Origin of the sequence: Bacillus cereus group sp. RP29 (genome assembly GCF_040459765.1) — a bacterium.
Taxonomy (GTDB): domain Bacteria; phylum Bacillota; class Bacilli; order Bacillales; family Bacillaceae_G; genus Bacillus_A; species Bacillus_A paranthracis.
In genome coordinates this window covers 2,969,122-2,981,990 of record NZ_JARVHN010000001.1, presented here as the reverse complement: position 1 = coordinate 2,981,990, position 12,869 = coordinate 2,969,122, and the positions used below count along the sequence as shown (strand labels likewise).

Below are 12,869 nucleotides of genomic sequence, written 5' to 3'. Positions count from 1 at the left end.
AAAAAGGAATGCTCATCATGTATGAGTCATTCCTTTTTTCATAGATTAACTTGCCTGTTTTTTATTATTTTCTTTCAATTTCTCTGCTTGTAAAAAGCGATTCGTTTCAGCAACAACAATACCACTTAACCCAATAAGACCAATTAAGTTTGGAATCGCCATAAGTCCATTTGCAATATCCGCAAATGTCCATACGATGCCTAATTTTAAATTCGCACCAATAGCAATCATGACAATAAAGATTGCTTTATAATATTTAACAGCACTTTCTCCAAATAAATAAGCCACGCATTTCTCACCGTAATACGACCAGCCTAAAATAGTAGAGTAGGCGAATAAAATAATTGCGATACCAAGAATCATACTACCAGCAGTACCGAATACAGATTGAAACGCAAGTGTTGTAGCTTCAACCCCAGTTTTACCAGACTTCCATGCACCTGTAGTAATTAATACTAGCCCTGTAATTGTACATACAATAAATGTATCTAGAAAAGTACCAGTCATTGAAACTAAAGCTTGCTTTGCAGGGGAATCAGTTTTTGCAGCCGCCGCGGCAATAGGGGCACTCCCTAAACCAGCTTCGTTCGCAAATACGCCGCGCGCCATTCCAATTTGAATAGCTGATGCAACTGTTGCACCGATAAAACCACCAGCAGCTGCAGTACCATTAAACGCACCAGAAAAAATAAGTGAAAATGCTTCAGGAATTTGATCGTAGTGATAGAAAATAATGATAAGACCAGCAATGATATAAAAGAAAGCTTTAATAGGAACAACATATCCTGTTACTTTCCCGATTTTTTTTACACCGCCTAAAATAACGATAGCGATTAAAAATGACATTACTATACCAGTTAAAGCAGGAGGGAAAGAGAAATTAATTCGCATTGCCTCTGCAACTGAATTAGATTGCACCATATTACCGATACCGAAAGAAGCAGTTGTACCGAATATAGCAAATAAAACTGCAAGCCATTTCTTACCTAAACCACGTTCTAAATAGTACATTGGCCCACCCGAATATTCACCATTTTCATTACTAACACGGTACTTCACCGCAAGAATTGCTTCGGCATATTTTGTTGCCATACCGAATAAAGCAGTAATCCACATCCAAAAGATTGCACCAGGCCCACCAATCGTCACAGCGGTTGCAACACCAGCTATATTTCCCATACCAATCGTTGCCGCCATAGCTGTCATAAGTGCTTGGAAGTGGCTAATATCTCCAGAGGAAGATGTATCTTCTGATTTTTTAAAAGCTAGTTTGTGAGCGTATAATAGTTTACTAAACTGTAAACCTTTTAAACGCACTGTGAGAATAATACCAGTACCAACGAGTAACAACAACGTTGGTAATCCCCACACATAGTGATTGATTTGTTCTAATACTTTACTTACTGTCTCCATCTTTATTCTCCTTTTTTAGAAAAAATAAAAACCACTTCAAGTAAATGAAATGGTCTCTGGAGAAACAAGGGATAGAAAAATAAACCGATACAAATCGGCATTTTCTTTCGCTTGTCTCTGTCCTTTTACCTGAGAGATTATCCGCTATAGTAGCGGATTTGCTCCTTCGGTGCTCGTTTTCCTCCGCGCTATTTAAAGCGGGAGGGAGTCTCTCCAGAGATTCGTCCCCATGCAGTTCTACTTGTAAACAAGACCTGAGAGTTTCAAAGTCGGTTAACAACTTTTTGCCCCGTCGGTAGATCAATAGACCTTCTCCTGAATGGTTCATCCGAATTATAAAATTAATAACCTATACGAATTGAATGTGTATAGAATCAATAAAAACATTATAGATATACAATTAATGAAATGCAATCATTTTTTATTTTAAAATAGTAAAGAATTCTATTTTTTCGAAAGTCCTAATTTCTCTTCAACTTCAGTTAAAGTAGATAAAGCGATGACAATATGTTGATCTGCAAGCCCTAAAGCATGTTTCGTATTTTCAATTGTTGCACTGTTTGGAGTAGAGTTAGTGGCTCCGTCTATAATTAAATCTGCCGCGTTTTTCATAAATTTAGAAGCAGCTTTAAACTCAGTTGTGAAATAAACTAGTTGTTCTTGTATTTGTACTTCCGATATATTTTCTTTAATTTTCAAAGTGTCTATTTCATTCATAATGTTTTCATATTGTTTGGAAACAGCATTCATTGTAACTAATAGTTTATTTCGATCTACTGAATCTCCAGTCGTATTAATCTCTTCCCAGGCAGGCAACCAATCTTTTTCGATGATGTCATTATAATTAGTAGTCAATTCATCGATTTTAGGTTGTAATTTAGTTTTGAAAATTTTTGTATCCACTGTTTCTACAGTTGCTTTTTCATTGTTATTTTTCACATTAGTAACGTAGAAAATCGTACCGAAAATGATGAAAATAGAAATAATAACTGACAATTTAGTAAAAAGTAATTTCTGCAATATGTAACGCCTCCAAAATTTAAAAACTTATAATTATAATATATAACAATGATGTTGTTTAAAGTAGAGAAAATTAAGTTGGAAAGTATATAAATTATTTATTTTATATACGTAAATAATTAAAGTTGGTAAAATAATGAAAGTTATATACGAGAAAAGAGGGTTTTTAGTGAAAATGAATAGAAGAAAACTAGTTTCAAGTATTTCAATGGCTATGTTATTAGTTGGTTTAATTGCATTCATATTTATGAATAAAGAATCTAAAATTAAAGGTTTTCCAGTACCAATGTCAGCAATTCATATTAACGATGATAATGAAGAGGACTATCAATATATAAGTGTAATGCCTATTACAAAGGCAAATGGATGGGAGAACTTAGGAGAAAACGGGCATACTGTTAGTTTTAAAAAAGGGGAGCGGAAGGTAACTGTATTACATTATCCGGGAGAAATTACGTATTATTTATTTGAGAAAAAGATGAATAAGGGAGATTAGCTAAAGATGTAATTCATTAAGAGTTACATCTTTTTTTATTCTGAATTATTTGAAATTAAATTCGATAGATGTTTTGATAGATGTAGTCCTAAATATGATTAGTTCTATATATCTATAAAGAGTATTAGGGTGATTATAAAAATATTATGTGAACTAATTATTGTGAGAAGAAGATCAATTATATGCTAAAGGGGAAATTAAAAATGCTACTAAAAACAATCTATTGTAAAGTAGAAGAAGAGAAAAAAGAGTTATTTTCAATGGCACAAGAAAAATGGCGTGATATACAGCACCTAGATGGTTTTTATGGACAATTTGGTGGATGGAATGAAAATGAGGCATGTGTATTTACTTTATGGGAAGATAGAAATGCATATCAATCATTTATGAATGGTGCTCACGATACAATTTATTTAAATAGTAATCAAGAGGATACGTTTCTTTCATGTGAAATCGAATTATTTCAAACGTTGTATGATATAGCAGAAGTGCCTTTGAAAGACGTTGTTACAGAAGGATCCTTCGTAAGGGCGGCTGTATGTGATGTAAAGGAAGAAAAAGAAAAGCAATTTTTACATAAACAAGAAACAATTTGGAATAAAGGAATGAAAAATATAAAAGGGATGCTAGGTGGGGTAGTTGGGAAGTCTTTAAAAAATGAAAATCGTTACATCGTGTTAACTTATTGGAAAGATGGAATGGCACATCAAAATTATGTAGAAGAGATTTTCCCTGAGTTGTATAAACTAGCTAATATTCATGAAGATATAGAAGATATGAGAGGTAAACAAGTTGTATGTAAGGAAGAATGGTTTGTATATTAAGCACGGAAAAAGTGCATAAATGAATGTATAATAAAGATATTTTCTTATAAATAAGTAATTAATAGAAGACGTTATATGCCCTTTCATGTTAATATATTTAAGTTATAATAGGAGGCTTACCCTTTTGTATTGTACGGTAGAAGCAGTGTGAGCTTGAAATTTTTTTAGAAAAGGATGTGCCTAATTTGCGTATCAATAAATTTATTAGTGAAGCTGGAAAAGCGTCTCGACGCGGAGCAGATAAATTAATTAATGAGAGAAGAGTAATTATTAACGGTAAGGTTGCAAAAATTGGTGACCAAGTGAATCCAGGTGATGATGTACGCGTAAATGGAGAGCAACTTCGCATTGCTCGAGATCACGTATATATCGCTTTAAATAAACCAGTAGGTATTACATGTACGAGTGAAAAATCAGTAAAAGGTAATATTATCGATCTAGTGAATCATCCATTACGAATTAGTCACATTGGACGTCTTGATAAAGATTCAGATGGTTTAATTTTGTTAACGAATGATGGTGATATTGTTAATGAAATTTTACGTGCTGAAAACAAACATGAGAAAGAATATATCGTTTCAGTAGATAAGCCAATTACACCTGATTTCTTAGAAAAAATGGCAGCGGGTGTTAAAATTCTAGGTACAAAAACACTTCCTTGTGAGATCACACAGTTATCAAAATATGAGTTCAAAATTATTTTAACACAAGGATTGAATCGTCAAATTCGCCGTATGTGTGAAGCTTTAGGGTATCAAGTATATACGTTAAAACGTACGAGAATTATGAATATTGAATTAAATAATTTACCAGTTGGACAGTGGAGAGATTTAACGAAGAAAGAGAAACGCCGTCTATTTGCAGACTTAAATTACGAACCACAAGAGTGGTAAAATTGAGAAGGAGAAACCAAAAACATTTTTTGGTTTCTTTTTTTATTAAATAAAAAATCTTTTCCAAACACTTGCAAAAATAAAATGAATAAGATATAGTAAATAACAATTAATGGATGTATTTAAAAAAGCAAAGAAAAGGACACGAGTTATTTTCCCCGGTTATACAGAGAAGGAAGGAAAGCTGAGAACTTCCTAACGCAGAAAAATAACTTACCACCTTAGAGCTGCACTAGGGAAACGAAGTATCTAGTGCCGTGTAAGCGACGTTATCGCAAAAGAAGCCATTATGTTTTTTGTGATGGGAATCTGGGTGGAACCACGGATATAAGCATATTCGTCCCTATTTTAGGGATGAATATGCTTTTTTGCATTCAATTTCATAATAAGCGAAGAAAAGGACACGAGTTATTTTCCCCGGTTATACAGAGAAGGAAGGAAAGCTGAGAACTTCCTAACGCAGAAAAATAACTTACCACCTTAGAGCTGCACTGGGGAAATGAAGTATCTAGTGCCGTGTAAACGACGTTACCGTAAATGAAGCCATTATGTTTTTTATGATGGGAATCTGGGTGGAACCACGGGTATAAGCACGCTCGTCCCTATTGTAGGGATGAGTGTGCTTTTTATTATGAAATGGAGAGATGAAAAATGAAAGAACAAATGATTGAAATTAAATTTCCAGATGGTAGTGTGAAAGAATTTGTAAAAGGAATTACTTTAGAAGAAATTGCTGGATCTATTAGCAGTAGTTTAAAAAAGAAAGCAGTCGCAGGGAAAGTAAATGATGGGTTATATGATTTACGCCGTAATATTGAAGAAAATGCGGAAGTAGAAATCGTTACTATAGATTCAGATGAAGGTGTAGAAATTGCAAGACACTCTGCGGCACATATTTTAGCGCAAGCTATAAAAAGAATTTATGGTAATGTAAACCTTGGTGTAGGACCGGTAATTGAAAATGGATTTTATTATGATATGGATCTTCCAAGTAGTGTAAACGTAGAAGATTTACGGGAAATTGAAAAAGAAATGAAAAAGATCATAAATGAAAATATCAAGATAGAACGAGTTGAGGTTTCTCGAGAAGAAGCAGCTAAACTGTTTCAAGAAATGAACGATCGCTTGAAATTAGAACTTTTAGAAGCAATTCCTAGTGAGGAAAGTGTAACACTATATAAGCAAGGTGAATTTGTAGATTTATGTAGAGGACCACATTTACCATCTACAGGTTATTTGAAAGCCTTTCAATTAACTCACGTTTCCGGTGCATATTGGCGAGGAGATAGTAACAATCAAGTGCTTCAGCGCATATATGGTGTTGCATTCTCTTCCCAGAAAGAATTAGAAGAGTATTTACATTTCGTTGAAGAAGCAGCAAAAAGAAATCATCGTAAATTAGGGAGTGAGCTTGAGTTATTTATGTTTTCTGAAGAGGCTCCGGGAATGCCGTTTTATTTACCGAAAGGTCAAATTATTCGTAATGAATTAGAAGCTTTTTTAAGAGAAATTCAAAAAGAATATAATTATCAAGAAGTACGCACTCCATTCATGATGAACCAAGAAGTATGGGAAAGATCAGGGCACTGGGGACATTATAAAGATAATATGTATTTCTCAGAAGTGGATAATAAAAGTTTTGCATTAAAACCAATGAACTGCCCAGGTCATATGTTAATGTTCAAAAATAAATTGCATTCTTATCGCGAATTACCGATTCGTATGTGTGAGTTTGGTCAAGTACATCGCCATGAATTTAGTGGGGCGTTAAACGGATTATTAAGAGTACGTACTTTCTGCCAAGATGATGCACATTTATTTGTAACTCCAGAACAAATTGAAGATGAAATCAAATCTGTAATGGCGCAAATCGATTATGTATATAAAACTTTTGGATTTGAATATGAAGTAGAACTTTCTACTCGTCCAGAAGATTCAATGGGTGATGATAAGTTGTGGGAACAAGCAGAAGCGGCGTTAGCAAATGTATTACATTCATTGAATTGTAAATATAGACTAAATGAAGGTGACGGTGCATTTTACGGACCGAAAATTGACTTCCATATTAAAGATGCTTTAAATAGAAGTCATCAGTGCGGAACAATCCAGCTAGATTTCCAAATGCCCGAAAAGTTTGACTTAAATTATATAGATGAGAAGAATGAAAAGAGAAGACCAGTTGTCATTCATAGAGCAGTATTAGGATCTTTAGACCGATTTTTAGCAATATTAATTGAGCACTTTGGTGGTGCATTCCCGGCATGGGTGGCACCAGTTCAAGTGAAAGTCATTCCAGTTTCGAATGCAGTCCATGTACAATACGCAGATGAGATTGCGGATAAATTAGCACAAGCTGGTGTTCGTGTCGAACGAGATGTACGAGATGAAAAATTAGGATATAAAATTAGAGAAGCACAAATGCAAAAAGTTCCTTATGTTCTTGTTATTGGGGATAAGGAAATGGAAAACGGAGCTGTAAATGTACGTAAATATGGGGAAGAAAAATCAGAAGTTGTTGAACTAAATGGATTTGTGGAAAGTATGAAAGAGGAAATAAATAATCGGAAATAGAGTTTAAAGAGAAAACACACCAATTCATAATGGTGTGTTTTCTTTTTTACCTTACAAAAATGTAAGGTAAATGTAAGCGAAATCGAAGGAACGAGTTGTAGAAAGATGAGAATATGAAGTAGGAAATAGGTTCATGTTATCTGTATAACCTTTTTAGTTTGAAGAATTAAAAAATTCTTAAGAATTTACATGAGAAAAAGATAAGAAATGTGTGAGAAATTAAATTTATACAAAAGGGATGGAGTGAAAGAGATGTCAACAAATGTAGTTACTGTAGAAAGTGTAGAAAAAACGTATGGGAAAAGAAATGAGAATCAGTCAAAAGCATTAAGGGGTGTGTCATTAAGTATTAAAGAAGGGGAATTTGTAGGGATTATGGGTCCTTCTGGATCTGGAAAGACGACTTTACTGAATGTGATTAGTACATTGGATCAAGCGACAGGTGGCAGTGTGACAATAGCTGGTACAAATATTACTTCTATGAAGGGGAATGCATTATCAGATTTTCGATCTCAAAAATTAGGGTTCATCTTTCAAGATTTTAACTTACTAGAAAACTTATCAATTTATGAAAATATTGCTTTACCACTTTCTCTGCAAGGTGTACCTTCAAGTGAGATTACTGGAAAGGTAAATGAGGTGGCGAAGAAATTAGGAATTACTGAAATTTTAACAAAATATCCAACTGCTGTTTCTGGTGGACAAAAGCAAAGAACAGCGGCAGCACGAGCTTTAGTACATAATCCAGCAATCGTATTAGCAGATGAACCGACAGGAGCGCTTGATAGTAAAAATGCAAAAAGCTTATTAGAAGCGATGCAAGATTTACATGAAAATCACAATGTAAGTATTTTGATGGTGACACACGATGCATTTAGTGCCAGTTATTGTGAACGTATTTTATTTATTCAAGATGGTCTTTTATATAAAGAATTAAAGCGTCAAGGAACGCGAGAAAGTTTCTATCAAGACATTTTAGGTGTGCTCGCTCATATGGGCTCACCTGCTGAGTCTAAGTAGGGGGGAGAGACTATGTCATTCAAATTATCACGTCATAGTATGAAAAAAATGTTAAAAGATTATATGGTTTTACTTATCGGTCTCGTTATTAGTATTAGTATTTTTTACATGTTCCAAACGATGGCGATGAATAGTGAATTTACGAAAGATAATAGTCTTATTAGTAGTATAAGACTCGTATTCTGGGTAGGTGCAATACTATTATCTTTCATTACAGTATTTTATATTATATATGCCAATTCTTTCTTACTCACATTAAGAAGAAAAGAACTCGGTATGTACATGATGCTCGGAGCGAAAAAGAAAAAAGTAGCACAATTATTATTTATTGAAACATTCGGTATGGGTATTGTTAGTATTATTATCGGGATTTTAGTAGGGATGTTACTTGCAAGTGTAGCAGGAAATTTTTTAATGAATGGTATGGAAATTTCAGCAAAGGGTAGTTATTCATCTGTATATACACCAGCAATCATAGTTACAGCTATATTCTTCTTAATATTATTTTTTATTACTGGTTTAATGAATAGCATCCGTTTATTACGTAAAACAGAATTAGAATTAATACGTGAAGATGAAACACTAGATGAAGTGAAGAAAAGTAAAACTCGCATTATTATAATGACTGTACTTGGTGTATTACTAGTAAGTACAGGGTACTATTTTATGATTAACGTAAAAATATATGCTGAATTTGGTTTTATAATAGCGACAATCGTTACAACGCTTGGAACATATTTTATCTTTAGTTCATTGCTCCCATTTTTTGTGATGAAAATTAAAGGGAATAAAAAGCGAAATGAAACGGGCTTAAATAGTTTTACATATGCACAGCTACGCTTTCGAGTAAATAGTTTATCGAGAGTATTAGGTACTGTAGCAATGTTAATTGCATTAGGAGCAGGTGCGATGACAGCAGGTATGGCGTTCCAAAAAAATGTAGGTATTATGACAGACTTCTCACGTGTGTATGATGTCGTAATTCATGATCCGAATGAACAAGATACAGCTGCATTAAAAGAAATGGAAATTGTGGAAGAAAGCAAGTACAAGTATAAAGTAGATGGAGAAGCGGTTTATTATTTACGTAACGATTTAACTGCGAAACCGCCACTTGTTTCAGACCACTTTGATACAAAAACTTTAAAAGAGCCTGTTCGTAAACGTGTGACTGAACCTTTAACTGAACCTGTATATTCTGCTTTAGAGGCTCCTGAATTAGCAAAATTCCCTCGTATGCCGAGAGATTGGGAAGATGCAATTGTAAGAGAAATACAAATTACACATAATCAATTTAACGGAAAACCTGTAAGAATTGCAGATGAAGCACATTATAAAGGAATTCAAGGAACAGAACACACTGTAACATTAGCAAAAGTAGATGATATGAAAAAGTATAAACCGTTGTTGATCGAAATAGATAAGAGACAAAAAGAACAAATTGAAAAAACAACAGGTGCAAAAGTAGACTTATTTACGAAAATGACAATTTATCAATTTATGAACAGTTTCATGAGCGGAACAATGTTTATGGGATTTTTCCTCGGAATTGCCTTTTTAGCAATGATGGCAAGTTCCCTTATGTTCAAAATATTAACAGGTGCTTCTCGTGATGTACGCCGTTATGAAATGTTACGAAAAATCGGTGTGAGACGTAGTATGTTAACGAAAAGTATATATAAAGAAATTTCATATTTATTTATCTTCCCAGCAATCATTGGTATTTCTCACGTGTTAGTAGGGCTTAACTTATTTAGTTTTATATTAGTTGACCCGTTTGTAAAAGTGTGGGTGCCAATTGGGATTTTCTTAGTCATTTATTTCATCTATTACTGGATAACTGTTCAATTGTATAAAGGAATGGTAATGCCGAAAGAAGAAGTAGCTAAATAGTTTATGAAAAGAGTCCTTGTTTGAAAACAAGGGCTTTTTTCTATATTTGTAATACCTGTGATTAAGTTTTTCTACGATTAATGTATTGGAAATTAAGAAAATATTAAGAGTTTATATAGCGGAATGTTAAGAAGTGTATGGGATATTATTAATGTAGTTTTATAGAATTAAATTGTTATTTTTACAAATTTATAAGAAAGGATATATCCTATGAAGAAGATAAAAAAATTAATAACATTTATTGGAGTCATAACTACACTAACATTAATCGTAGCACTAGTATTTCCTACATGGACTTCGCAAATAAAAGGAAAAAACAGTATAAGTACATTAGAACAAATAGAGATAAATGGAAGTAGTCATGAAATTATGATACGCGGCAAAGATAAGAACAATCCAGTTATTATTTTTGTACATGGTGGACCTGGTTCTTCAGAAATACCATATGCTCAAAAGTATCAAAAATTATTGGAAGAGAAATTCACCGTAGTTAATTATGATCAAAGAGGAAGTGGGAAATCGTATCATTTCTTTGAGGACTATTCAAATCTTACATCAGATCTTCTTGTAGAGGATGTATTAGCTATGACAGAGTATATTTCAAAACGTATGGGAAAAGAAAAGGTAATATTAATTGGTCATTCTTACGGTACATATATTGGAATGCAAGCTGCTAATAAAGCACCTGAAAAATACGAAGCGTATGTTGGGATAGGGCAGATGAGTGATACAGTAGAAAGTGAAATGGATAGTTTAAACTATGTAATTGAACAGGCACAAAATGCTGGGAATACAGATGAGGTTTCCTATTTAAATGGATTGACTGAAAAAATTAAAAATGGCGATACATACACTCCGCGAAATTATGTTGCGAAATATGGTGGAACATCAAGACTCATTGAAAATCCAAATGGTGATAACATCGGGATGTTACTTAGTAATGAATATAACTTGTTTGACGTAATTCGTTATAACGTTGGATTATCACACTCTCAGACTGTCTTATTAGAAAAAGATTTAAAGAATCCATTACCTACTAAGGTGAAGAAACTGAAGTTACCGTTTTATTTCCTTATGGGGAAATATGACTATAATACTTCATTTCATGCGGCAAAAACATATTTTGATACGATTGAAGCAGAGAAAAAAGAATTTATTACTTTTGAAAAATCCGCGCATTATCCGCAATTTGAAGAGAAGGAAAAGTTTTATGAGTGGATGTCCGATACATTTGTAAAATAAATAAAGTGTATCCAAACTATAGAGAATTAAAAAGTTAGCGAGATATATCATTACATGAAGCGAAGTTAAATAAAAAAGACTCTTGTATAGATAACAAGAGTTTTTTTATTGTTCTTTATATAGAAGGAAAAGATTGGATAATGGTCGAAAAATATAATATAACTTCCGAGAAATGACTAAAATAATACTATTTTGTCGAGAGAAAGGATACGAAATATGAAAGAAATGCTACAGTTATTTCGCAACAAAGTGTATGCACGATTTTTTCTAGCGAATATTTTAGAACGACTCGGTTCTATGATTGCTGGAATTTCTTTAATGTTTTACTTGTTAGATCAATACGGAAAACAACCAGTTTACGCAACAATGACGCAAATTATGATTGCGTTACCTGCATTAATCTTTTTTCTATTAGTAGGGACAGTAGTGGATCGTTTTGATAGACAACGTATTTGTACGATAAGTAATATATGTTGTTCGCTCTGTAATATTGGAATCCTAATTTCGCTTTATTACGGGATGATTATACTTGTCTTTATATTTTTGTTTTTGGAAAATGCATGTATACAATTTTTCTCTCCATCAGAACAGTCGATGATACAGGGAGTGGTTGAATCAGACCAATACGGTGCAGCAGCGGGTATGAATCAAATGGTAAATAGTTTGTATGCTTTGTTTGGTGTAGGAATTGCAACGATGGTGTACTGGACTTTTGGAATTTACGGGAGCATTTTAGTAAATACGCTCACTTTTATTATGAGTGGTATTTTGATTCAAACGATCTCCATTCCAGAAAAAGTTCGTTTACCAAATGGGAGAACAAAATGGAAAGAAGTTAATTTGAAGATGTTAATAACAGAGTTTAAAGAAGGGATCAAGTATATATACCAAAATGAAACTTTAAAAAAATTACTTTTAGGATTTATCGTGTTTGGTTTATTAAATGGTATTTTAAGCGTATCTACTACTTACATATTAAAATACAAATTGGCACCAGCAACGTATGAAAGTTTAGCAATGGTGGGCGGTGTAGTTGGAGGGATTTCATTATTAATTGGAAGTATAGTAGCAACGAGTATAGGTAAGAAATATGCTCCTAAACCTATTATTGTATTTGGTATGGCAGGTTCAGGGATCTTCTTCGGTATGTGTTACTTTGTAAATCACGTATGGTCTTTTTATGTATGTATCGCTTTTGCGACTTTCTTTTTACCGTTTATTAATGTTGCAATATCGGGCTGGATGTATGAAATTGTAGAAGAGTCATTCATGGGGCGTGTACAAAGCTTGCTTAGTCCATTAACGACAGGATTCCAGCTTTTATCTCTCGGTGCGATAGCGATGTTATTCCCAAAATGGATTCTTGCAGATACATTGTATATTATTTTATTTGGTTTATTATTGTTTGTTACATGTTTATATCAAGCTATTTTACCAAGTGGGCAAAAGCAAGTACATACAGTAGCTAAAGAGATGTGATATATTTAGTTTTTTATT

At 33.3% G+C, this 12,869-nt stretch carries 10 protein-coding genes, 1 riboswitch and 2 other annotated features; of the genes, 8 read left to right on the top strand and 2 right to left on the bottom strand.

The features are described from left to right. Positions 1–45: 45 nt before the first annotated feature. Entirely contained in the window at positions 46–1,413 is a 1,368-nt protein-coding gene (locus tag QCI47_RS15910) for an alanine/glycine:cation symporter family protein (protein ID WP_000451019.1), read from the bottom strand. A gap of 107 nt (positions 1,414–1,520) precedes the next feature. After that, positions 1,521–1,640: riboswitch (glycine riboswitch) on the bottom strand. 217 nt (positions 1,641–1,857) lie between these two features. Beyond that, entirely contained in the window at positions 1,858–2,433 is a 576-nt protein-coding gene (locus tag QCI47_RS15905) for a hypothetical protein (RefSeq protein ID WP_001170861.1), read from the bottom strand. A 133-nt stretch (positions 2,434–2,566) separates the two neighbouring features. Between QCI47_RS15905 and QCI47_RS15900 the strand changes: the two genes are divergently transcribed. From QCI47_RS15900 to QCI47_RS15865, 8 genes are all read left to right on the top strand, one after another. Further along, positions 2,567–2,929, top strand: coding sequence for a hypothetical protein (locus tag QCI47_RS15900; RefSeq protein WP_139339200.1), 363 nt, complete (start codon positions 2,567–2,569; stop codon positions 2,927–2,929). 203 nt (positions 2,930–3,132) lie between these two features. Further along, a complete protein-coding gene (locus QCI47_RS15895) occupies positions 3,133–3,753 on the top strand; it encodes a YdbC family protein (protein WP_076868063.1) in 621 nt (206 codons plus the stop codon). Between the two features lie 185 nt (positions 3,754–3,938). Continuing rightward, positions 3,939–4,646 carry a 23S rRNA pseudouridine(2604) synthase RluF gene (gene rluF / locus QCI47_RS15890; RefSeq protein ID WP_001222168.1) on the top strand — a complete coding sequence of 236 codons (708 nt, stop codon included), beginning with the start codon at positions 3,939–3,941 and terminating at the stop codon, positions 4,644–4,646. 124 nt (positions 4,647–4,770) lie between these two features. Beyond that, positions 4,771–4,994 (top strand) — a binding site (T-box leader). Positions 4,995–5,029: 35 nt separating this feature from the next. Continuing rightward, positions 5,030–5,253, top strand: a binding site (T-box leader). A 44-nt stretch (positions 5,254–5,297) separates the two neighbouring features. After that, positions 5,298–7,217, top strand: a complete 1,920-nt coding sequence (thrS, locus tag QCI47_RS15885) for a threonine--tRNA ligase (protein ID WP_076868064.1) — start codon at positions 5,298–5,300, stop codon at positions 7,215–7,217. Between the two features lie 252 nt (positions 7,218–7,469). Beyond that, the gene (locus QCI47_RS15880; protein WP_353811855.1) at positions 7,470–8,237 is read left to right on the top strand and encodes an ABC transporter ATP-binding protein; all 768 of its coding nucleotides are present in this window, start codon (positions 7,470–7,472) and stop codon (positions 8,235–8,237) included. 12 nt (positions 8,238–8,249) lie between these two features. Further along, on the top strand, positions 8,250–10,130 hold the full coding sequence (locus QCI47_RS15875; RefSeq protein ID WP_353811854.1) for an FtsX-like permease family protein: 1,881 nt from the start codon (positions 8,250–8,252) through the stop codon (positions 10,128–10,130). 210 nt (positions 10,131–10,340) lie between these two features. Continuing rightward, positions 10,341–11,372, top strand: coding sequence for an alpha/beta hydrolase (locus QCI47_RS15870; protein WP_000721363.1), 1,032 nt, complete (start codon positions 10,341–10,343; stop codon positions 11,370–11,372). Positions 11,373–11,579: 207 nt separating this feature from the next. Then, positions 11,580–12,851: an MFS transporter gene (locus QCI47_RS15865; RefSeq protein WP_255254330.1), complete on the top strand. Its 1,272-nt coding sequence runs from the start codon at positions 11,580–11,582 to the stop codon at positions 12,849–12,851. The last annotated feature ends 18 nt before the right edge of the window (positions 12,852–12,869 follow it).

Coding starts and splice junctions, on each gene's coding strand:
- QCI47_RS15910 (WP_000451019.1), bottom strand. CDS start 1,413: ATGGAGACAGTAAGTAAAGTATTAGAACAAATCAATCACTATGTGTGG.
- QCI47_RS15895 (WP_076868063.1), top strand. CDS start 3,133: ATGCTACTAAAAACAATCTATTGTAAAGTAGAAGAAGAGAAAAAAGAG.
- thrS (WP_076868064.1), top strand. CDS start 5,298: ATGAAAGAACAAATGATTGAAATTAAATTTCCAGATGGTAGTGTGAAA.
- QCI47_RS15880 (WP_353811855.1), top strand. CDS start 7,470: ATGTCAACAAATGTAGTTACTGTAGAAAGTGTAGAAAAAACGTATGGG.
- QCI47_RS15875 (WP_353811854.1), top strand. CDS start 8,250: ATGTCATTCAAATTATCACGTCATAGTATGAAAAAAATGTTAAAAGAT.
- QCI47_RS15870 (WP_000721363.1), top strand. CDS start 10,341: ATGAAGAAGATAAAAAAATTAATAACATTTATTGGAGTCATAACTACA.